Origin of the sequence: Nitrospirillum pindoramense, from assembly GCF_007827955.1 — a bacterium.
Taxonomy (GTDB): Bacteria; Pseudomonadota; Alphaproteobacteria; order Azospirillales; family Azospirillaceae; genus Nitrospirillum; species Nitrospirillum amazonense_B.
The window spans coordinates 92,482-113,003 of record NZ_VITR01000004.1 but is presented as its reverse complement, the minus strand read 5'-3'; the positions used below and the strand labels follow the sequence as shown (position 1 = coordinate 113,003).

The 20,522-nt window shown below is 68.1% G+C and carries 19 protein-coding genes; 12 read left to right on the top strand and 7 right to left on the bottom strand.

Annotated features, from left to right (window positions below; all coding sequences use genetic code 11):
• Positions 1-155 precede the first annotated feature (155 nt).
• A complete protein-coding gene (gene erpA / locus FBZ90_RS07725) occupies positions 156-494 on the top strand; it encodes an iron-sulfur cluster insertion protein ErpA (protein ID WP_145731225.1) in 339 nt (112 codons plus the stop codon).
• A gap of 216 nt (positions 495-710) precedes the next feature.
• Positions 711-1,484, top strand: coding sequence for an exodeoxyribonuclease III (xth, locus tag FBZ90_RS07720; RefSeq protein ID WP_145730683.1), 774 nt, complete (start codon positions 711-713; stop codon positions 1,482-1,484).
• A 12-nt stretch (positions 1,485-1,496) separates the two neighbouring features.
• Here the strand turns inward: xth and FBZ90_RS07715 are convergent, their stop codons facing one another.
• Positions 1,497-2,672 carry a sterol desaturase family protein gene (locus FBZ90_RS07715; protein WP_211101944.1) on the bottom strand — a complete coding sequence of 392 codons (1,176 nt, stop codon included), beginning with the start codon at positions 2,670-2,672 and terminating at the stop codon, positions 1,497-1,499.
• 241 nt (positions 2,673-2,913) lie between these two features.
• Here FBZ90_RS07715 and FBZ90_RS07710 point away from each other — a divergent pair, with 241 nt between their 5' ends.
• On the top strand, positions 2,914-3,465 hold the full coding sequence (locus tag FBZ90_RS07710; protein ID WP_246130211.1) for an isochorismatase family protein: 552 nt from the start codon (positions 2,914-2,916) through the stop codon (positions 3,463-3,465).
• Positions 3,462-4,460, top strand: a complete 999-nt coding sequence (locus FBZ90_RS07705) for a GlxA family transcriptional regulator (protein WP_145730681.1) — start codon at positions 3,462-3,464, stop codon at positions 4,458-4,460. The genes FBZ90_RS07710 and FBZ90_RS07705 overlap by 4 nt, the downstream gene beginning before the upstream one ends.
• A gap of 23 nt (positions 4,461-4,483) precedes the next feature.
• Here the strand turns inward: FBZ90_RS07705 and FBZ90_RS07700 are convergent, their stop codons facing one another.
• From FBZ90_RS07700 to lptF, 6 genes are all read right to left on the bottom strand, one after another.
• Entirely contained in the window at positions 4,484-4,771 is a 288-nt protein-coding gene (locus tag FBZ90_RS07700) for a hypothetical protein (RefSeq protein WP_145730678.1), read from the bottom strand.
• A 166-nt stretch (positions 4,772-4,937) separates the two neighbouring features.
• Positions 4,938-5,786 (bottom strand): 16S rRNA (adenine(1518)-N(6)/adenine(1519)-N(6))-dimethyltransferase RsmA, encoded by an 849-nt coding sequence (rsmA, locus tag FBZ90_RS07695; protein ID WP_145730676.1) that lies wholly within the window; start codon positions 5,784-5,786, stop codon positions 4,938-4,940.
• 25 nt (positions 5,787-5,811) lie between these two features.
• The gene (gene pdxA, locus FBZ90_RS07690) at positions 5,812-6,840 is read right to left on the bottom strand and encodes a 4-hydroxythreonine-4-phosphate dehydrogenase PdxA (RefSeq protein ID WP_145730674.1); all 1,029 of its coding nucleotides are present in this window, start codon (positions 6,838-6,840) and stop codon (positions 5,812-5,814) included.
• A 33-nt stretch (positions 6,841-6,873) separates the two neighbouring features.
• On the bottom strand, positions 6,874-8,226 hold the full coding sequence (locus FBZ90_RS07685; RefSeq protein ID WP_145730672.1) for a peptidylprolyl isomerase: 1,353 nt from the start codon (positions 8,224-8,226) through the stop codon (positions 6,874-6,876).
• Positions 8,227-8,315: 89 nt separating this feature from the next.
• Entirely contained in the window at positions 8,316-9,422 is a 1,107-nt protein-coding gene (gene lptG / locus FBZ90_RS07680) for an LPS export ABC transporter permease LptG (RefSeq protein WP_145730670.1), read from the bottom strand.
• 4 nt (positions 9,423-9,426) lie between these two features.
• Positions 9,427-10,590: an LPS export ABC transporter permease LptF gene (lptF, locus tag FBZ90_RS07675; RefSeq protein WP_145730668.1), complete on the bottom strand. Its 1,164-nt coding sequence runs from the start codon at positions 10,588-10,590 to the stop codon at positions 9,427-9,429.
• 389 nt (positions 10,591-10,979) lie between these two features.
• Here lptF and FBZ90_RS07670 point away from each other — a divergent pair, with 389 nt between their 5' ends.
• From FBZ90_RS07670 to FBZ90_RS28630, 8 genes are all read left to right on the top strand, one after another.
• Positions 10,980-12,473, top strand: coding sequence for a leucyl aminopeptidase (locus tag FBZ90_RS07670; RefSeq protein WP_145730667.1), 1,494 nt, complete (start codon positions 10,980-10,982; stop codon positions 12,471-12,473).
• Between the two features lie 82 nt (positions 12,474-12,555).
• Complete coding sequence (locus tag FBZ90_RS07665; RefSeq protein ID WP_145730665.1) at positions 12,556-13,002, top strand: DNA polymerase III subunit chi; 447 nt, start codon at positions 12,556-12,558, stop codon at positions 13,000-13,002.
• Positions 13,003-13,102: 100 nt separating this feature from the next.
• Positions 13,103-13,828 carry a response regulator transcription factor gene (locus FBZ90_RS07660; protein ID WP_145730663.1) on the top strand — a complete coding sequence of 242 codons (726 nt, stop codon included), beginning with the start codon at positions 13,103-13,105 and terminating at the stop codon, positions 13,826-13,828.
• Positions 13,825-15,213 carry an ATP-binding protein gene (locus tag FBZ90_RS07655; RefSeq protein ID WP_145730661.1) on the top strand — a complete coding sequence of 463 codons (1,389 nt, stop codon included), beginning with the start codon at positions 13,825-13,827 and terminating at the stop codon, positions 15,211-15,213. Before FBZ90_RS07660 ends, FBZ90_RS07655 begins: the two co-directional genes overlap by 4 nt.
• Before the next feature lie 128 nt (positions 15,214-15,341).
• Positions 15,342-16,058 (top strand): carbonic anhydrase, encoded by a 717-nt coding sequence (locus FBZ90_RS07650; RefSeq protein ID WP_145730659.1) that lies wholly within the window; start codon positions 15,342-15,344, stop codon positions 16,056-16,058.
• Between the two features lie 41 nt (positions 16,059-16,099).
• Positions 16,100-17,629 (top strand): SulP family inorganic anion transporter, encoded by a 1,530-nt coding sequence (locus FBZ90_RS07645; RefSeq protein ID WP_145730657.1) that lies wholly within the window; start codon positions 16,100-16,102, stop codon positions 17,627-17,629.
• A 55-nt stretch (positions 17,630-17,684) separates the two neighbouring features.
• The gene (locus FBZ90_RS07640) at positions 17,685-18,035 is read left to right on the top strand and encodes a hypothetical protein (protein WP_145730655.1); all 351 of its coding nucleotides are present in this window, start codon (positions 17,685-17,687) and stop codon (positions 18,033-18,035) included.
• A gap of 369 nt (positions 18,036-18,404) precedes the next feature.
• Positions 18,405-20,408: a methyl-accepting chemotaxis protein gene (locus FBZ90_RS28630; RefSeq protein ID WP_145730653.1), complete on the top strand. Its 2,004-nt coding sequence runs from the start codon at positions 18,405-18,407 to the stop codon at positions 20,406-20,408.
• The last annotated feature ends 114 nt before the right edge of the window (positions 20,409-20,522 follow it).

Here is a 20,522-nt window from a genome sequence, read left to right as displayed (position 1 = left end):
TCGCCTTTTCAACGGGTACGTGGGGTGCGGGCCGCTTGAGCGCAACTGTAAGAGTTCGCAGCCGGAAAGATCCGTCGATGACCGACACCGCGACCGCCGCCCCGTCTTCCGCCAGCGCGGCCCCTACTGGCCCCGCCCCCGCCGGCCCAGCCGACATGACCCCGCCCCGCGTCATGACCCTGAGCGCCAGCGCCGCCCGGCGCGTGCGCAAGCTGGCGGAGATGGAGGGCGGCGCCCATGTCATGATGCGCCTGACCGTGTCGGGCGGCGGCTGCTCCGGCTTCCAGTACGGCTTCAGCTTCGACGCCACCCTCAATGACGACGACCATGTGTTCGAGCGGGACGGCGCCCGGCTGGTGGTGGACGACACCTCGCTGGACCTGTTGGGCGGTGCCGAGGTGGATTTCGTCGAGGAACTGGCCGGCTCCTACTTCAAGGTCAACAACCCCAACGCCAGCTCCTCCTGCGGCTGTGGGCAGAGTTTTTCTTTGTAAGATTCCCTCAGGCGCCGGGCGGCCGCATCCGCGGCCTTGGCTTCCTCCCTTTGCAGTCCGCTACGCTCCCCACAAAGGTCCGGCGGACGCGGTCGCATCCTAAGCTGCATGAGGGGATCTCATGCAGCTGGTCTGGGATTGGCTTCCAAGGTTCTCGCGTTGGCGCGGCCTTCGCTCTAAGGTGCGCGCGAACCGCCGCCTGATGAGAGCCTTCCCATGCGCATCGCCACCTGGAACGTGAACTCGGTCAAAGCCCGCCTAGGCAACGTGACCGAGTGGCTGGACAGCGCCAAGCCGGACGTCGTGCTGTTCCAGGAAATCAAGTGCGAGACGGCCGCCTTCCCGCTGCAGGCCTTCCAGGATCTGGGCTATCACTGCGCCGTCGTGGGGCAGAAGGCCTACAACGGCGTCGCCCTGCTGTCGCGGGAGGAACCCACCGACATCATCACCCGCCTGCCGGGTGAGCCGGAGGATGAACAGGCCCGGTATGTCGAGGCCACCGTCGGCGGCATCCGCATCGCCAGCCTGTACCTGCCCAACGGTAATCCGGTCGGGACGGAGAAATATCCCTACAAGCTGCGCTGGATGGACCGGCTGAAGGCCCACGCCAGCAGCCTGCTGGCCAGCGAAGTGCCCTTCGTGCTGGGCGGCGACTACAACGTCATCCCCGAGGCGCGCGACGTCTACGACCCCGCCGCCTGGGTGACGGACGCCCTGTTCCGCCCGGAAACGCGCGCCAAATTCCGTGAGATCACCCACCTGGGCCTGGTGGAAGCCTTTCGCGCCGTGCACCCCACGGCCGAGCGCGCCTACAGCTTCTGGGACTACCAGGCCGGCGCCTGGCCGCGCGACATGGGCCTGCGCATCGACCATTTCCTGCTGTCGCCCCAGGCGGCCGACCGCCTGGTCGGCTGCGCCATCGACAAGGGCCCGCGCGGCCAGGAAAAGGCGTCCGACCACACGCCCGTGGTGCTGGAACTGGCGGCCTGAGCCCGCCCTTCCTTACCCTTCCCGCTTGCCGGTCAGCAGCTCCACGGGGCCGCTGAACGGGTAGAGGAATTGCTGGACGAAGCCGCCGGGGATGGGCTTCACCGTGCCGTACTTCTCCGGCCAGCGGTCCTTGGGCTGGTGGTAGGTGCGGAACACCAGATCCCAGAAAGGGGTGTGGGCGCAGTAGTTGCGGTCGAGCGCCTCTTCATCCGAGGCATGGTGCCAATGGTGGAACTGCGGCGTCACGATGACGTAGCGCAGCCAGCCCAGATCCATGGCGATGTTGGAATGGATCAGCACCGCCTGGATGGACACGAAGATCAGGTAGGCGAACACCGTGTCCTGCGGGAAGCCCAGCAGGAAGATGGGCACCAGGATCAGCGAGCGGGTGATCAGCACCTCCAGCACATGCAGGCGGGAGCCGGAAAGCCAATCCATATGCTGAGGCGAGTGGTGGACAGCGTGCAGGCGCCACAGCCAGGGGATCTCGTGATAGGCGCGGTGGCTGGCATACTCCACGGCGTCGGCCGCCAGGATGACCAGCAGGAAGCGCACAAATCCAGGCAACGCCGCGACCTGTGTCTGCAGCCAGCCATTGACCGCCCAACCGAAGAAATCATGGGCGAAATGGTTGGACGTCAGCAGAAAGGCGCCGATCAGCAAATGGTTCACGGTGAAATAGCTGAGGTCCAGCCGCCACCCCTCCCGCAGCACCGGCTGGTCCGGGGCTACGCGGGGCAACAGGCGCTCCAGCAGGATGAAGGCGCTGCCGGTGAAGAACAGGTCCAGCACCAGCCAGTCCAGCCCCACCCAGGTCCGGGCCTGGTCGAAATCCTCATACGGCACATAGGGTCCGCCCAGAAGCAGGGCCAGCACCACGCCGCTGATGCCGATGAGACCGGCCCGCCGGCGCCGGTTCAGGACGCACGCCCCCAGACCCAGAAACACCCCCACGCCCATGGACAGCGCCAGGATCAGGCGCAACAGATCCATGTCGTAGTGCGGCCGCAGCTCCGGCGTCGTCAGCCAGGCGGGATAGCGCAGGCACAGCACCGCGCCGATGCTGAGCAGGCCGATGGCCAGGGAGATGGTGCCGGCCGCCTGGCTTGACATCAGCCGATGCCAGAGGCCGGGCGCCGACGCGACGGAATTGATCATGTCTGGGGCCTGACTGTTCACCGGGGACATACCCCCCTCCTGCGGCGGTGGAACCGTATGTCACAAATCAATAAGGAACCCAGCCTGGCAAGAACCCCGCCTCGCCGCAACCTTCGTGATGTACCCGGCACTCGTCGGCTGCCGGGCTGCTGCGCGCCATATACGATGGCGTAAACTGTCCCATCTTTGTCCGCCAAGCCCATTATCCCGTGCTAGGTTGGGGGCTAGCATCCAAGCCATCGCCCAACCCTGATGGCAGGAAATAGTCCTCATGAACCCTATGGCAACCCCCACCGCCCTGATCGTCATCGACGCGCAGGAGTCCTTCCGCCATCGGCCCTATTGGGTGGACGCTGAGTATGATGCCTATCGCCCGGCGCAGCAGGCGCTGATTAATGGCGCCAAGGCGCGCGGCGTCCCCGTCGTCCAGATCTTCCACGTGGATGGCGAGGCACCGTTCAGCCTGGCGTCCGGCACCATCCGCACGCTGGAGGGGTTGGACATCACGCCTGACGCGGTGTTCCACAAGGCGCGGCACAGCGCCCTGGTCGGCAGCGGGCTGGACGTCTGGCTGATCAGCCACGGCATCCGCCGGGTCATCATCTCCGGCGTGCGGACGGAGCAGCGCTGTGAGACGACCACCCGCCATGCCTCCGACCTGGGCTTCGGCGTCACCTACGTGACGGAGGCGACATTGACCTTCCCCATGACCGACGCGCACGGCCGCGTCTGGCCCACGGCGGAGATCAAGGCCGCCACGGAATTGGTGCTGGACGGCCGCTTCGCCCGTATCGCCACCGTCACGACGGCGTTCGACGCATGATCGCCACTCCCACCACCCTGCCCGTCTATGTGGTGCTGCCGCCCCGCACGCTGCTGCTGGACGTGGCGGGGCCGGTGGAGGTGCTGCGCCGGGCCAATGTGGAGCAGGACGACGTGCGCTTCGCCGTTCGCTATGTCGGTCCGGCGGCATCGCTGATCACATCCATCGGCCTGACGGTGTCGGGCGTGGAGCCCTTGCCCGAAACGCTGCCGGCCGACGCCATGGTGATGGTGGTCGGTTCGGTGGAACAGATGATGGGGGACGCGGGGCCGGAAGCGACCGATGTCGAGGCGGGCAATCAGGCCATCGTCGACTGGCTGCGGAGCCGCGTCCAGGCCAGCCATCGGCTGGTCAGCATCTGCGCCGGGGCCCTGCTGGCCGGCCGCGCCGGTCTGCTGGATGGGCGGTCCTGCACCACCCATCACAGCGACTGTGAAACGCTGGCGCGGCTGGCTCCGCACGCGCGGGTGCTGGAAAACCGGCTGTATGTCGAAGATGGCAAGGTGGCGACCAGCGCCGGCGTCACCGCCGGCATCGACCTGATGCTGCACCTGGTCGCCACCTTGCTGGAGCCGGCCGTGGCCCTGGCCGCCGCTCGCGCCCTGGTGGTCTATGTGCGGCGGGCGGGCGGCGATCCGCAATTGTCCGCCTGGCTGGAGGGGCGCAACCACGTGCATCCGGCGGTCCACCGGGTGCAGGACGCCATCACCGCCAACCCCGCGCATCCTTGGACGCAGGAGACACTGGCGGCGGTGGCCGGGGCCAGCCCCCGCCATCTGTCGCGGTTGTTCAACGACCATGCGGGAATGACCCTGCCGGACTATGTGAACCGGCTGCGGGTGGCGCTGGCGGCCCAATTGCTGGGCCATACGCGGCTGGACATGGAAAGCGTGGCGGAGCGCGCGGGCTTCGCCTCGACCCGGCAAATGCGGCGGGTCTGGCGCCTGTACCACCCCACGCCACCCAAGGCGGCGCGGGGATCGGGGGCGGGATGACGCCCGGAAGCTAGGGAAATGCCTTAGAAGCTGTGGATACGGGCCACAGCCACCTGGTCGTAGGCATTGGCCTGGCGGCCAGCCAGGCAGGCGTTCAGATGGTCGGCACGCTGGGCGCCCTGCTCCGCACCGGGATACAGATCGAACGCCGACAGCGAGCAACTGGAGAAGGCGGGATTTTCATCGGCCACCTGGACATAATCATGGTCCGGCGCGCCGGTGCAGGCGGCGATGGGCAGCAAAACGCCCAGGGTGGGTAACAGACGGGTGGGCAGCAGGCGGTGCACCCAGTGATTGATGGCCTTGGTCATGGCGTCATCCCCAAATTTCAGCTCGTTCCGTATCGCAAATCTAGCGAAGCGAAGCCGAGCCGGGAGTGACGGGCGTCATAAACGCGCAGATCAGCGGACATGGGCGCCCCCCGCCCACCGCATGCCAAGCGGAGGGGGCACCACCATCGGGAATATCCGGGGGCAATCAGCCCTGCGCGTCCTGATGCGCACGCCAGGCGTGGGCCAGGCGGACGAAGCCCGCCACGTCCACCTCCTCCGCCCGCGCCGTTGGCGGGATGCCCGCCGCCTCCAGCAGGGATTCCGGCTGCGCCACCAGGCCCTTCAGGCCGGCGCGCAGCATCTTGCGGCGCTGGTTGAAGCATGCTGCCACCACCCGTTCCATATCCTTGAAGGACGGGGCGTCGTCCGGAAGGACGCGCGGGGTGATGTGCACCACCGCCGACATGACCTTGGGCGGTGGGGAGAAAGCCTGCGGCGGGATATCGAACACCAGGCGGGCCTCGGCCAGCCATTGGCTCATCACCGCCAAGCGGCCGTAATCCTTGGTGCGCGGCACGGCGACGATGCGCTCCACCACCTCTTTTTGGAACATCAGCGTCAGGCTGCGGAACTCCCGGATCTGCCGCAGCCATCCCACCAGCATGGGCGTGCCGACGTTGTAGGGCAGGTTGGCGACGATGGCGCGCGGCGCCGGGGCGATGGCGGTCATGTCCACCGCCAGCGCGTCAGCCTCCACGATGGTCAGGCGGCCGGCGGCGGCCTCAACGACATCGGCCAGGGCAGCGACGAAACGGCTGTCCCGCTCCACCGCGATCACCGCCTTGGCATCGCTTTCCACCAGGGCGCGGGTCAGGCCCCCGGGGCCGGGCCCCACCTCAATGACGGTGACGCCGGCCAGGTCGCCGGCGGCGGCGGCCACCCGGGCCGTCAGGTTCAGGTCCAGCAGGAAGTGCTGGCCCAGCGCCTTGCGGGCGCCCAGGTCGAAACGGGCGATGACGTCGCGCAACGGCGGCAGATGGGCAAGGCTGGTCATGGGGCGATCTTGGAACGGGAAGGGATCAAGCGGGGGACTGGGCGCGCTGCCGCGCCAGGCGGTCGGCCGACAACAGGGCCGCCACCAGGCTGGACGGGCTGGCCTGGGCCGTGCCCGCCAGCGACAGGGCGGTGCCGTGGTCCGGCGAGGTGCGGATGAAGGGCAGGCCCAGGGTGATGTTGACCCCGGTCTCGAAATCCAGGGTCTTCAACGGGATCAGGCCCTGGTCGTGGTACTGGCAGAGGACGGCGTCATAGGCGGCGCGGGCGCCGGCATGAAACAGCGTGTCGGCCGGCAGCGGGCCGGTGACCGCCAGTCCCTCCGCCCGCAAGGCGGCGACGGCGGGGGCGATGATCTCGATCTCCTCCCGCCCCATGGCGCCCCCCTCCCCGGCATGGGGGTTCAGGGCGGCCACGGCCAGACGCGGCTGGGCAATGCCGAAATCACGGCGCAGCGCCTGACACGTCGTCCGCGCCGTGTGCAGCAGCACCGCCGGCGTCAGCAGGCCGGGCACGTCCTTCAGCGCCACATGGATGGTGGCCAGGGCGACGCGCAGCCCCCCGCCCTCCAGCAGCATCACCGGCTCCTCCGTCATCCCGGCCAGGTGGGCCAGATATTCGGTGTGACCGGGATGGCGGAAGCCGGCGGCGTACAGGCTGCTTTTCTGGATGGGGTTGGTGACGACGGCGGCCGCCCGCCCCGCCCGCACCAAGGCCACGGCCCGGTCGATGCTGGCGATGACGGCGGCGCCGTTGGCGGGGTCCGGCTGGCCGGACACCACCGGCGCGGTCAACTCCTGGCGCAGCACCGGCAGGGCGTCGGCGAAGACGGCGGCGGTATCGGCCGGATCGGCTATCTCCCGCACCGGCACGTCCAGGCCGGTGGCGTGGGCCAGGGCCAACAGGCGGTCCGGGCTGTCGATCAGGAAAAAGGGCGGGATTCCCCGGTCACGCCGCAGCCGCCAGGCCATCAAGGCGATCTCGCCGCCGATGCCGGCCGGTTCGCCCATGGTCAGGGCCAGGGGCAAGGGGGACGAAGGAAGCGGCGCGGTCATTAAACGGATCGGGGGGCTGTCGCCCCCCGCCCCTCAGCTACGGATGTCGATGGTGGCGGCCCGCCGCAGGTCGCGCAGGTTGCGCCGCTGCAGCATGTCCATGCGCTCGCCGCCGATCATGTTGGCCACCTGGTCACGCGGCGGGGCGCTGCCCTCCGGCACCTTGCGATCGCAGACCATCAGCAGCATCAGGCCGGCCTGGGTTTCCAGCGGATCGGTCGCCTGGCCGACGCCCAGCCGGCCGATCAGCTTGGCCAGCTCACCCGGGATGTCACCCAGGCGGGTCATGGGCTGCGCGCGAGTGGTGGAGCCCGGCAGGTTGGCCTTGGCGGCGGCGGCGAGAGCCTCGCAGCTGTGCGAGGTGTCACCGATCTTCTTCACGGTCTGGCCCAGGGCCTGGATGTCGGCACCGGGCGGCACCGGCACCACAACCTGGCCCACCGACACCTGGATGTCGTTGGGATCGCCGCCGGTGACGGTGCGCTCGTCGCGCACGAGGAAGATGTAATAGCCGCCGGCGCCGCGCAGCGGCACCGAGACCTGGCCCGTGGGCAGGCGCTGCAAGGCGCGGTCCAGCGCCGGCTCAAGCTGGCCCTGCTGCACCCAGCCCATGTCGCCGCCGGCCGCCGCCGTGGCGCTCTGCGAGAACTGCTGGGCGACGGCGGCGAAATTGGCGCCGTGCGTGATTTCGCCGACCAGCTTGTCGGCCAACTGGTGGGCGTCCTGGTCCAGCTTGGGATTGTCGACGGAGATGAAAATCTCCGTCAGCAGGTATTCTGGCTTGCCCGCGTTGGCGATAATGCGCTGGGTCCGGGTGTCGATCTCCTCATCGCTCACCTGGATGGTGGGACGGATACGCCGCTGCACCACCTTGTTCCAGGCGATGTTGGCGCGCATCTGGTCCTTCAGGGCGGCGACGGGAACCCCGCTGCGTTCCAGGGTGGCCGCGAACTCTTCCGGCGAGGCCGCCTTGTTCTGCTTGGCGAGGCGCGCGAACTCCCGGTCCACCTCCTCATCCGTCACCACCAGGTTCTGCTTCTTGGCCTCCTGCAGTTCCAGCTTCTCATCGATCAGCAGGCGCAGCACCTGAGGCTTCAGCTTCTGCTCCACATCCGGCGTGTCGGGCAGGCCCGTGTTGACGATGGCCAGGCGCATGCGACCGGCCAAGTCGGTCTGGGAGATCGCCTCGTCATTCACCACGGCGACGATACGCTCCTCCTGCTGCCCCTGCGTGGCGCTGACGCGCGGGCCCACGGCCAGGCCGTTGGCGGCGTTGGCCGTCCGGGGGCCGGCCAACTGCGCCAGCGCGGGCGTGGCCAGGCTGGTGGTCAGCGCCAAGCCAAAGGCAAGCACGGCAGCGGCGGAACGGCGGGAGAATTGGATCATCTGACCTTACCGGGAAAAGCAGGGAACGGAACTTATAGTGCCAAGGATGGGGGAAGGCAAACGGCCGCCGCGCGCCACGGCGCGGCCGCTCAACCATCCTCCAGATGCAGCAGGGCGGCGGCACCCAGCATGAGGCAGACCCCCGCCGGCGCCCAGGCGGCCAGGAACACCGGCAACACGCCGCTGCGCCCCAGCGCCTGGATGATGTTCTGGCTGACGAACAGCACCAGGGCGGTCACCAGGCCGGTGCCCAGCATCTGCAAGGTGCCGCCGCGGCGGGCGTGGCGCAGGGAAAAGGTGCCGGCCAGGAAGACCATGGCGCAGAAGAAGGCGGGCACGGCCAGCATCGATTCGTAATACATGCGGTGCCGCACCGACGACAGGCCGGTCTGTTCCAGGGTCTGGATGAAACCAGGAAGTTCCCAGAACGACAGGGTGTCGGGCTGGGCGAAACTTTCCTGGATGCGGGCTTCCGTCAGGTCGGTGGGCAAGGCCGTGACGTCGACATGCTGGGTGGGCCGGCCCGGACGGTTCAGCCAGGCGTTGCGCAGCACCCACTGCCCCTTCTGCAATTCCGCCGTATCCGAATCCAGGCGGCCCACGGGAATCTGGTCGGTGCCGTTGAACAACAGGATGGTGACGGTGCGCAGGTTCACCGGCTTGCCCGGCCCCACCGACTCCGCATGGATCAGGTAGTTGCCGTTCTCCCCCTCCTGCACCTGCCGCAGCCACACGCCCGAGCGGGCGACGTCCAGCGAACTTTGCTGTCCGCGCAGGTAACGGCTTTCCAGCTGCTCATAGCGGGTCAGCATGGTGGCGAAGACGGGACTGAGCAGGGTGATGTTGAGAATGCCGGCCGTCATGGCGGTCAGCAGCACTGGCGTCATGAACTGCCAGACCGAAATGCCGGAGGCGCGCACCACCACCAGTTCCGCGCTGCGGGTCATGCGGAAGAAGGTGTACATGGCGCCGAACAGCACGCCGAACGGAAAGATTTGCTGTCCGATCTCCGGCAGCTTCAGCAATGCCATGCCCAGGACGATCTGGAAGGTGGCGTCGGTCTTGGCGGCGGCACGGCGCAACAGCTCCACCGTGTCCAACAGCAGGACGAGCGCCAGCATGCCCCCCAGGATGACCAGGAACCAGAAGACGAATTGCCGGGTGATGTAGACGGACAGCGTGGGCGAGATGCGCATGATGTCAGGCCACCTTTCCGCCCAATGATCCATCCAGGGGCGGGCCACCGAGCGGCGGGGGCGCCTTGCGGGGGCCTCCGCGGCTCACCCGGCGCCAGTTCTGCAGATACCAATAACCGACAAGCACCGGGGCGATGCCGACGACATACAGCACGGCGTTGAAAAGCTGGGTTTTGACCGCGAGGTTGGAGATGCCCAGCATCATGGCCTGCAGCAACATGCCGCACACCACGGCCAGTGAAATGCGGCGGGCCTGGCCGCGGCGCGAGAACTCACCCGACATCAGGGCCGTCAGCGCGATCATGGCGAAGGCCGGCGCCAGCAGCGGCGTGGCGAAGCGCTGGTGCAGTTCCTGGTTCAGGCGTGGGCGCAACTGGGTATCCGTGGGGTTGCCGGTATCGAACAACAGGTCGCTCAAGGTCCGCTCACGCGGGTCGGGCCAGCGCGGGGCCTCCCCGGCGTTCAGCACCTTGAGGTCGACGGTGTAGCGCTTGAATTCCAGGTTGGAGGCGTGGCCGGTGTCGCGGTCATATTCCTGGCGCACGCCGTCATAGACGATGACGCGGGGCCCGGCCTCCGCCGTCACCAGGATGCCGTGGTCGGCGATGGTCATCACCGGGCGCTGCGGCTTGCTGCTGTCATAGATGATCAGGCCGCTCAGCATCCCCTCCGCCCCACGCTGGCGGACGTAGACGGTCTTGCCCTCGCCCACGTCGTTGAAGGTGCCTTCACGCAGCAGGACGGAGGAATAGTCGGTGCGGATCTCCTCGCGCAGGCGCACGAACTCGCGCTGGGCCGCGGGCGCCAGGAACAGGTTAAGCAACAGGCAGAGGAACAGGACGATGGCCGACAGCTGCAGCGCGGGCCGGGCCAGGGTCAGCGGCCCCATGCCGGCCGCGCGCATGACCACCAGCTCGCTGTCCAGCGTCAGGCGGTTGTAGGTGAACAGCGTGGCGATCAGCACGCCCCAGGGCATCACCAGCGCCAGGAAGGTCGGCAGGGTGGAGAACGCGAGGCGCAGGAACATGGTGATCGGCGCCCCGCCCTCGACCACCAGCTGGATCAGGCGCAGCGATTGCGTCATCCAGATGGTCGAGGACAACCCGGCCGTGATGAAAATCATCGCCACGACGAGGTTGCGCGACAAATACCGGCCGATCAGATTCATCGTGCTCCACAACAAGAAAAGACGGAACCGGCGCCAGCCAAAAGGGCGTCCCCCATTCCGCCATCCGGCACCGCGAACGCACCCTGAGGCACGCCCTTGGCCCGGCCACTATAGGGCCCCACAATTTGGCGAAACCAGGGCGCTTTGCCCCGGCCCCCGAAAGAGGGCAGCCGTAGTGGGACCCCGCCCACAGGGCTTGGTACGCTGTTCTTATCGACTCCCGTCTCCGGAAACAACCGCCAGGGACAAAAGGACTGGATTTCGAGCGTTGACGAACAACATTGAGAAATCCTGTATAGGACTAGGAACGCCATAAGGCGAAGCCATCCGGACGGGGTAAAGGCGCCGCGTGGGCGCCGCCGTCCCAAGGGACCACCAAGAGAGGCAAGATGAAGATCGCTTACGCCCAGAACGCCCTGCCGCAGTCCGGCGTGCTGGCCATCACGGTATCGCAGGGCCGCGGGCTGGGCAGCCTGGGCGCCGAGCTGGACCAGAAGGCCGGCGGCGCGCTGGCCCGCGCCATGGAGGCGGGCCGCTACACCGGCAAGGCGGACGAGACGCTGACCCTGCTGGCGCCCGCCGGCACCGAGTATTCGCGCATCCTGCTGGTCGGCATCGGTGCCGCCGAGAAGGTGACGGATCTGGCGGCCCAATCGCTGGGCGGCACGGTCGCGGCCAGCCTGGCCCGCGCCGGCGACTCCGACGCCACGCTGGTGCTGGACGGCCATGACGGCCTGGTGCTGTCGCCGGCGGCCTTCGCCGCCCATGTCGGCTACGGCGCCCGCCTGCGCTCCTATCGCTTCGACAAGTACAAGACCAAGGAACCGAAGGACCAGAAGCCGACGCTGAAGAAGCTGACGCTGGCCACCGCCGAGCATGCCGCCGCCAAGAAGGCCTATGGCAAGCTGGACAAGGTCGCCGACGGCGTCTTCCTGACCCGCGACGTCGTGTCCGAGCCGCCGAACGTCATCTACCCCGAAACCTTGGCCGAGCGCTGCCAGGCCCTGACCGAGCTGGGCGTCAAGGTCGAGGTGCTGGACGAGAAGCAGATGAAGAAGCTGGGCATGGGCGCGCTGCTGGGCGTGGGCCAGGGCTCGGCCCGCCCGCCGCGGCTGGTGATCATGCGCTGGGACGGCGGCGAGAAGGGTGCCGCCCCCCTGGCCTTCGTGGGCAAGGGCGTCACCTTCGACACCGGCGGCATTTCGATCAAGCCGGCCGCCGGCATGGAAGACATGAAGTGGGACATGGCGGGCTCCGGCGCCGTCATCGGCCTGATGGCCGCCCTGGCCGGCCGCAAGGCCAAGGCCAACGTCGTCGGCGTGGTGGCCCTGGTGGAGAACATGCCCGACGGCAACGCCCAGCGCCCCGGCGATGTGGTCACCACCATGTCCGGCCAGACGATCGAGGTGCTGAACACCGACGCCGAGGGCCGGCTGATCCTGGCCGACGCCCTGTGGTACACCCAGGCGACGTTCAAGCCGCGCTTCATGGTCGACCTGGCCACCCTGACCGGCGCCATCATTGTCTCGCTGGGCAACGAGCACGCCGGCCTGTTCTCCAACAACGACGAACTGTCGCAGCGTCTGACCGACGCCGGCCTGAAGACGGGCGAAACCCTGTGGCGCCTGCCACTGGGGGCCGCCTATGACAAGGACATCGACTGCGACGTCGCCGACATGAAGAACATTGGCAGCCCGGGTAAGGCCGGCAGCATCATCGGCGCCGTCTTCCTGCAGCGCTTCGTCAACGACGTGCCGTGGGCCCACCTGGACATCGCCGGCACGGCCTGGAGCAAGAAGGACGGCGGCACGGTGCCGAAGGGCGCCACCGGCTACGGCGTCCGTCTGCTGGACCGGCTGGTCGCGGACCACTACGAAGGCTGACAAAAGCCTTCGCGGTCAGGGTAAGATCGGGGGCGGCTCAGCCAAGGGCCGCCCCCTTTTTCTTGCCGCGCGGATCGCCCCCATGACCGAGGTCAACTTCTACCACCTGCAGCGCAGCAGCCTGGAGCAGACCCTGCCCGACCTGCTGGAGCGGTCGCTGGCGCGCGGCTGGCGGGCGGTGGTGCTGTCGACCATGGAGGAGCGGTCGGAACAACTGGCGCAGCATTTGTGGACCTGGCGGCCGGACAGTTTCCTGCCCCACGGCACGGCCAAGGATGGCCACGCCGCCGACCAGCCCATCTGGCTGACGGTGGTGGATGAGCGGCCCAACGACGCCCAGGTGCTGTTCCTGACCGACGGCGCCACCAGCGCGCGCATGACCGACTACGTCCGCGTCTGCGACATCTTCGACGGCATCGACCCCGACGCGGTGGCCGCTGCGCGGCAGCGCTGGAAGGCGGCCAAGGAGGCCGGCTTGGACCTCACCTACTGGCAGCAGACCGACAAGGGTTGGGAGAAGAAGGCCTGAGCCGGCCCGAACTTCTGAGTCCCCTCAACTTCTGTGCATATGCAGCATGGACGGGCACGCCGCCCCTGGAAAGATGGCGCCCGGCCCTTATTTAAGCCCGATGAACAGCCTATCCATCGCGCGCATCCTGCTGGTCGAGGACGACCCGGCGATGCGCACCCTGATCCTGCGGGTGCTCAAGGAAAACGGGTTCGAGGCCACCGGCGTGCGGGACGGCCGCGACATGGCCGACGCCCTGGGCCAGGGCAGCTACGACCTGGTGTTGCTGGACGTCATGCTGCCGGGGCAGAGCGGGCTGGACATCTGCCGGGAATTGCGGCGGACCAGCCAGGTGCCCATCATCATGGTCAGCGCCCATGGCGAGGAGATCGACATGGTGCTGGGGCTGGAGATGGGCGCCGACGACTACGTGCCCAAGCCCTTCCGCGCCAAGGAGTTGCTGGCCCGCATCCGCGCCCTGCTGCGCCGCGCCGCCAACAACGGCAACGGCGCCGGCTCCATCGGCTCCACCCCCCAGGACGTCATGGTCTTCGCCGGTTGGCGCCTGGACCGGCGGCGGCGGGAATTGACCGACCCCGAGGGCGTGGCGGTCGACCTGTCGGGGGCAGAGCATGACCTGCTGGTGAGCTTCCTGGAAAACCGGCAACGCGTCATCGGCCGGGAGCGGCTGCTGGAACTGTCCCGCGCCCGCCTGGGCGAGGTGAATGACCGCAGCGTCGACGTGCTGGTCAGCCGGCTGCGGCGCAAGCTGGGGGATGAGAACCGGCTGATCCGCACGGTGCGGGGGGTCGGCTACATCTTCACCGCCGACGTGGCCGTCCTATGACCCCGCCGTTTGTCCATCGTTGGGCGCATCTGTGGCCGCGCAGCCTGATCGGCCGCCTGGGCGTCGTGCTGTTCGGCGCCGTGCTGCTGGCCGTCATCGGCAACGCCATCGTCCTGGCCCAGGCCGAACAGGACTATGGCGACGAAACCCAGACCTGGCACATCGCGGAGCAGGTGGAGACGGCGGGCCACGTGCTGTCGGCCATCCAGCCGGAGCGCCGCGCGGCGGTCGCGGACTCCCTGTCCTCCCCCTTCCTCGCCTTCACCTGGGTGCCAAACCCGGCGGAGCGCGCCAGCCAGGGCGACAATCCCGCCAGTTGGCTGCTGCGCCATGAGATGATCGAGCATCGGCCGACGCTGGCGGGGTTGGATCTGCGGCTGCGCACGGGCACCGAAACGCCATCCAAGACCTTCGATGGCGACCTGCGGCTGGCGGACGGCAGCATCCTGCGCTTCGGCGCCACCGACCTGCCGGCCTATGTTCCCGTCCTCTATGCCCAACTGGGGTCCATCGCCCTGCTGTCCATCGGCGTGTTGCTGATGGCGCTGTTCCTGGTGCAGACGCTGGCGGCCCCCCTGAAGATGTTGGTGAAGGCGGCGGACGCGGTGGGCAATGGGCCCCCCGTCTTCATCCCCGCCCGCGGCCCGCAGGAAATCCGGCGCGTCGCCCTGGCGTTCAACGCCATGCAGCGGCGCATCGACCGCTTGATCACCAGCCGGACGGAGGCGCTGGCCGCCGTCTCCCACGATTTGCGCACCCCCATCGGACGCCTGCGCCTGCGGGCGGGCTTCCTGCCCGGCGCGGAGGAGCGCGCCGCCTTCGACAGTGACCTGGATGAGATGGAAGGCATGGTCAACGACCTGCTGGACTATCTGGGCGGGGAGGAGGACCCCGAGCGGCCGCGCCGCACCGACCTGCCGGCCCTGCTGTCCACCCTGGTCGACAGCGCCGTCGACGCCGGCCACGCGGCCCGGTATGACGGGCCGGACCGGCTACCCCTGACCCTGCGCCCGCTGGGCATGCGGCGCGCCTTTTCCAACATCATCAACAACGCCATCGCCTATGGCGGCGGCGCCCGGGTGGCGGTGCGCGACACCGCCAGGGCCGCGGTCGTGTCGATCAGCGACGATGGCCCCGGCATCCCGGAGGCCCAGTTCGAGGCGGTGTTCGAGCCGTTCCACCGCCTGGAGGAATCCCGCAACCGAGGGACAGGGGGCACGGGCCTGGGCCTGACCATCGCGCGCCAAGCGGTAACGCGGGAGGGCGGCAGCATCGCCCTCAAAAATCGTCCGGAAGGCGGCCTGACGGTTATCATTACGATACCGAAACAGGATGAGATGCCTCCGAAGCCGACCCAAAAGATCGCCGGACACACTTTGTCATAATCGAAACGTATCCGGGAAAAACTCGGGCGTTAGGTCTAGGGGGCCCCCAACGGGGACGGTTATTCGGGCATCACGCCCGCCGCCGTCCGGCCGGGGATCACCGACTGAAACGCGAGGGTCTTCCCATCATGGACAGCATCATCGACGGCGTGTCGCATTTCCGATCCGTTGTGTTCCCCGAACAGCGGTCGCTGTACCGCAAGCTGGCCCACCACGGGCAGCAGCCCAAGGCGCTGGTGATCTCCTGCGCCGACAGCCGCGTGGTGCCGGAGATCATCACCCAAAGCGGCCCGGGCGAGATGTTCGTCTGCCGCAACGCCGGCAACATCGTGCCGCCCTTCAGCCAAATGAACGGCGGCGTCTCTTCCGCCATCGAATACGCGGTGGTGGGGCTGGGGGTGAATGACATCGTCGTCTGCGGCCATTCCGACTGCGGCGCCATGAAGGCCCTGCTGAAGCCGGAGGCGCTGAAGGACATGCCCAACGTGGCCGCCTGGCTGCGCCACGCCGAAAGCGCCCGCCATGTGCTGCGCGAGGCGTACAGCCTGCTGCCCGAGGCGGAGGCCGCCCGCGTGCTGGCCATGGAAAACGTGGTGGCCCAGTTGAACCACCTGCGCAGCCATCCTTCCGTCGCCGCCAAGCTGGCCTCCGGCCAATTAAACCTGCACGGCTGGTTCTTCGACCTGGAGAACGGACACATCCTGGCGCTCGACGGCGACACGGGGACGTTCCTGCCCGTGGGGGATAGGAACCAGACGCTGCAGGTGGCCGTGCGCGGCATGCGCCGCGCGGTCGCCGATCCCTGCTGCGCCCATCACGCGGCCCACGTCACAGCCGCCGAATAAGCGGCCGCCCGAAAAGGGCCCCTGTAGAAGGGATTGGAAACATGCACCGTTTTTTTCCCGCCACGCTGGCGCGGGACCTCCCCGCGTCCATCGTGGTCTTCCTGGTGGCGATGCCGCTCTGCATGGGCATCGCCATCGCCTCCGGCGCGCCGCCTGAAAAGGGGCTGATCACCGGCATCATCGGCGGGATCATCGTGGGCCTGTTCGCTGGCTCCCCCTTGCAGGTCAGTGGGCCGGCGGCTGGCCTGGCGGTCATCGTCTTCGAACTGATCCGCGACGCCGGCATCGGCGCCCTGGGGCCGGTGCTGATCATGGCCGGCCTGATCCAAATGGCGGCGGGCATGCTGAAACTGGGGCAATGGTTCCGCGCCATCTCCCCCGCCGTGGTTCACGGCATGCTGGCCGGCATCGGCGTGCTGATCGTGGCGGGCCAGTTGCACGTCATGCTGGACGCCAAGCCACAGGCGGGGGGCCTGGCCAACATCCTGGCCGCCCCCGCCGCCTATCTCGGCCTGTTCCCGTTCAGTGGGGAAGCGGCGGAGGCGGCGCTGGGCCTGGGCCTGCTGACCATCGCCACCATGCTGGTGTGGGAATGGGCACGGCCGCAACGCCTGCGCCTGGTGCCGGGCGCCCTGGTGGGCGTCGTCGCCGCCACCCTGGCCGCCACGCTGCTGAACCTGCCCGTCGCCAAGGTGGCGGTGCCGGAAAGCCTGTGGGCGGCCATCCAGCCGCCTGACGTCGCCAACGGCTTCGGCCTGTTCGAGCCCAAGCTGATCATCATGGCGGTGGCCATCGCCTTCATCGCCAGCGCCGAAACCCTGCTGTCGGCGGCGGCGGTGGACCGCATGCACGATGGCGTGCGCACCAACTACAACCGCGAACTGACGGCCCAGGGCGTGGGCAACCTGCTCTGCGGCTTCGCCGGCGCCCTGCCCATGACCGGTGTCATCGTCCGCAGTTCCGCCAACGTGCAGGCCGGCGCCGTCAGCCGCACCTCCGCCATCCTGCATGGCGTCTGGATCCTGGGGGCGGTGGCCCTGCTGCCTTGGCTGCTGCGCGCCATCCCCATGTCGGCCCTGGCCGGCGTGCTGGTCGTCACCGGCTATCGCCTGGTCAGCGTCGCCCATGCCCGCCACCTGTTCGAGCGCTACGGCGTGCTGCCCGCCACCATCTGGGCCGTCACCCTGGTCACCGTGGTCGCCACCGACCTGCTGACCGGCGTGCTGGTGGGCCTGGGCCTCAGCCTCATCGAGTTGCTGCCCCAGGTGCGCCGCCTGCGGCTGCTGGTGGTCACCCGTGAACGGGAGGAAGGCGAGTGGGAGGTGGTGCTGTCCGGTTCCGCCAGCCTGGTGCAACTGCCCCGCCTGGCCCAGGCGCTGGAAAGTCTGCCGCCCACCCGCCGCGTCACCCTGCGCCTGCGGTCCCTGTGGTTCATGGACCATACCTGCGCCGAACTGATCAGCGGCTGGATGGACCGCCGGCGCGCCCAGGGCGAGCGGGTGGTCATCGACGATGGCGACGTCGCCCGCCACCAGGCCTTCGCCGCCAAGCTTCAGGTCAGCCACGGCTGACCCCCATCCCTCAAGACCTTACGCATCAGATCTTACCCATCACGAGGAGGAAACCATGAAAATGACCAAGACCCTGGCCCTGATCCCCGTCCTGGCCGCCCTGGCGGCCCCCCTGGGCATGGCCCACGCCGCAGGCACCGCCGAGGCGCCGACCATCACCATCACGGCGGCCCAGACCGACGCGGCCCGCCGCGTCTGCCGCGACACCCTGGGCCTGGCCCCGGCCAACGTGGACTACGCCGCCTGCGTCGAAAGCCTGAAAACCCAGGCGACCGCGGCCCGGCAGCCGCAGCCCGAAGCGCGGGCCTGCGCCGAGATGGGGCATACCCCGGGCGGCACCGACCATCACCAATGCGTCGCCCATCTGGCGGCCGCGGTGGGCCATGCCCAGACCCCGCTGAACTGAGCGGCTTCAGCGTTATCCCTTCATCTCGATCCTTCCATCGGGCGGCGTTCCTGACTGCCCGGGTGCGGCTCCCATCCACCCGGCCCCTACCCTAGCGTCCGCCCGTGCCCATCCCTCCTCACCGGAGGGGTGGGCTTTTTTTATCCCCGGCGCCACCCTGTCCCAAGGGCGGCATCTGAAAGTAATTTATCAACAAAATCATTAAGTTGCAGGTACCTCTCCAGCACGGCGACACGTCGACATTTAACGCTTCGTTTACATGTTTGTGGCCTGCTGGGAGGAGCGGCGCCCCAAGCCGCCATGCCTTTCGACGAAGCCCCGCGCAGACGGGGCCGCTTTGCTGGACCCCGAATCTGGAGGAAGCCCCCCATGTCGCTGCCAACCGCCGCCGCCCTCCCCTCCGCGCAGCCCGGCAGCGTGGCCGCCGGCGCGGCCCTGGTCCGGGTGATCAATACCAACGAACGCCTGGACGGCCTGGACGCGGGCACCTTCCGCTTCGGGGAGCGGCCGGCGGCGCTCGCCTTGGCGTTCATCTCGCCGCACCTCGATTTCCAACGCCAGGTGGAGGCGCTGCGCCGGCTGGCGGGAAGCACGCCGCTGCTGGCCATGACCACGGCGGGGGAGCTGTGCGGCGGCACCGGCCAGACAGGGCCCCTTTACTGTGCCGCCGGTGACCGGTGGTCCACCAGCGTCGTCCAGGTCTTCTCCCCCGACCTGTTCGCCGGCGTCAGCATCCACACGGCACCGCTGTGCAATGAGGATATCCGGCAAGGGAAGCCGTCGCGCACGCGGGAAGAGCGGGTGGCCCGCATCGGCGAGGGCCTGGCCGGGGTCAAGCCCGCCTTCGCGGTGGACTATCGGGACACACTGGCCCTGACCTTCATCGACGGCCTGTCCAACAGCGAGAACTATTTCATGGAGGCGGTGTACGCCAGCCGCCGCTTCCCCTGCCTGTTCGTCGGGGGGTCGGCCGGAGGCAAACTGGACTTCAAGAACACCTACCTCTACGCGGACGGACGGGTGCTGGAAAACCGTGCCGTGATCGCCTTCCTGAAACTGGCGCCCGGCAAGCATTACGGCGTGCTGAAAAGCCAGAACTTCGAGCGCACGCCCACCCGCTTCGTGGTCGCGGAGGCGGATCCCGACCGCCGCACCGTGAGCGCGGTGATCGACCCCGCCACCGGCCGGGTGGACCGTTTCGCCGATGTGCTGGCACGCACCCTGAAGACCACCCCGGCCCGCGTGCTCGACACCCTGGGACGCCAGACCTTCGGCATCGAGATCGGGGACGAATTGTTCGTGCGCTCCGTCGCCGCCGTCGATGCCGACAGCGGCGTCGTCAGCTTCTTCTGCGACGTCAACACGGGCGATGAACTGCTGCTGCTGCGCGCCACCGACTTCGTCGACCAGACGCGGCGGGACGTGGCGGCCTTCCTGCGCGACAAGCCGGCCCCCGTCGCCGTCCTTCTGAACGACTGCATCCTGCGTCGGCTGAATAATGACAAGCAACTGGGCGGTCTGACCGGCCTGTGGACCGCGCCCACGGCGGGCTTCTCCACCTTCGGGGAGCTGCTGGGCGTCAACATCAACCAGACCCTGAGCGCCCTGGTCTTCTTCGAACAGGTGCCGGGCCAGCCCTTCCACGACGCCATCGTGGACAATTTTCCCATCCACTATGCCAGCTTCGTCAACTACTTCACCTACACGACGCTGAAGCGGGCGGAACTGATGAACAGCCTGCGGTCGGGCATCATTCATCGGCTGATCGACCACTTCAACGCCAGCGCCGGCCTGGGCGAGGCCTTCGACCAGGTGCTGAAGGAGACGCACGAGATCCGGCAGACCATCAACCGCATCCGCGATGTGGTGATGTCCAGCCAGAAGGCCGCGGAGGACAATGCCGACACCAGCACCCTGGCGGCGGAGTTCGGCCGCATGGCCCAGGCCATGACCGGCCTGCGCGACGTGCTGAAGATCATCGACACCATCGCCGGCCAGACCAACCTGCTGGCGCTGAACGCCACCATCGAGGCGGCGCGCGCCGGTGAGGCCGGCCGCGGCTTCGCGGTGGTGGCGACGGAGGTAAAGAAGCTGGCCACCGACACCAAGACCACCCTGGGCAAGACCCAGGCCAACATCGCGGGCATGGAAACCAACCTCGCCACCCTGGGGGAGCACATCCAGAAGGCGCGCGACCAGTTCGCCAGTGCCCACGACCGCTACCGCGGCGTCTTTGGGCAGATGAACGAGGTGTTCGACAATACCGCCCGGATAGAGCGGACCCTGGAATCCCTGGGCACGATGGTCGCCAGCCAACAGCGCAACATGGATGAGGTGTCCAGCGACATCGCGCTGCTGAACCGTCTGGAGTGAGGAGGCGTCTGGAAATGGGGGCCCGGCATAAGGGAACTGGCAGAGACGGTGACATTCACAGCATGCCGGGGACGTGATACAGACGGCTTGTAAGATGACTAACTTGTACATCTT

Bases quoted from the DNA above. Each gene is read 5' to 3' on its own strand.
- erpA (WP_145731225.1), top strand. From the start codon at position 156: ATGACCCCGCCCCGCGTCATGACCCTGAGCGCCAGCGCCGCCCGGCGC.
- FBZ90_RS07645 (WP_145730657.1), top strand. From the start codon at position 16,100: ATGCACCGTTTTTTTCCCGCCACGCTGGCGCGGGACCTCCCCGCGTCC.
- FBZ90_RS07660 (WP_145730663.1), top strand. From the start codon at position 13,103: ATGAACAGCCTATCCATCGCGCGCATCCTGCTGGTCGAGGACGACCCG.
- FBZ90_RS07655 (WP_145730661.1), top strand. From the start codon at position 13,825: ATGACCCCGCCGTTTGTCCATCGTTGGGCGCATCTGTGGCCGCGCAGC.
- FBZ90_RS07685 (WP_145730672.1), bottom strand. From the start codon at position 8,226: ATGATCCAATTCTCCCGCCGTTCCGCCGCTGCCGTGCTTGCCTTTGGC.
- FBZ90_RS07665 (WP_145730665.1), top strand. From the start codon at position 12,556: ATGACCGAGGTCAACTTCTACCACCTGCAGCGCAGCAGCCTGGAGCAG.
- FBZ90_RS07640 (WP_145730655.1), top strand. From the start codon at position 17,685: ATGAAAATGACCAAGACCCTGGCCCTGATCCCCGTCCTGGCCGCCCTG.
- pdxA (WP_145730674.1), bottom strand. From the start codon at position 6,840: ATGACCGCGCCGCTTCCTTCGTCCCCCTTGCCCCTGGCCCTGACCATG.
- xth (WP_145730683.1), top strand. From the start codon at position 711: ATGCGCATCGCCACCTGGAACGTGAACTCGGTCAAAGCCCGCCTAGGC.
- FBZ90_RS07700 (WP_145730678.1), bottom strand. From the start codon at position 4,771: ATGACCAAGGCCATCAATCACTGGGTGCACCGCCTGCTGCCCACCCGT.
- rsmA (WP_145730676.1), bottom strand. From the start codon at position 5,786: ATGACCAGCCTTGCCCATCTGCCGCCGTTGCGCGACGTCATCGCCCGT.
- FBZ90_RS07715 (WP_211101944.1), bottom strand. From the start codon at position 2,672: ATGTCCCCGGTGAACAGTCAGGCCCCAGACATGATCAATTCCGTCGCG.
- FBZ90_RS07705 (WP_145730681.1), top strand. From the start codon at position 3,462: ATGATCGCCACTCCCACCACCCTGCCCGTCTATGTGGTGCTGCCGCCC.
- lptF (WP_145730668.1), bottom strand. From the start codon at position 10,590: ATGAATCTGATCGGCCGGTATTTGTCGCGCAACCTCGTCGTGGCGATG.
- FBZ90_RS07650 (WP_145730659.1), top strand. From the start codon at position 15,342: ATGGACAGCATCATCGACGGCGTGTCGCATTTCCGATCCGTTGTGTTC.
- FBZ90_RS07710 (WP_246130211.1), top strand. From the start codon at position 2,914: ATGAACCCTATGGCAACCCCCACCGCCCTGATCGTCATCGACGCGCAG.
- FBZ90_RS28630 (WP_145730653.1), top strand. From the start codon at position 18,405: ATGTCGCTGCCAACCGCCGCCGCCCTCCCCTCCGCGCAGCCCGGCAGC.
- FBZ90_RS07670 (WP_145730667.1), top strand. From the start codon at position 10,980: ATGAAGATCGCTTACGCCCAGAACGCCCTGCCGCAGTCCGGCGTGCTG.
- lptG (WP_145730670.1), bottom strand. From the start codon at position 9,422: ATGCGCATCTCGCCCACGCTGTCCGTCTACATCACCCGGCAATTCGTC.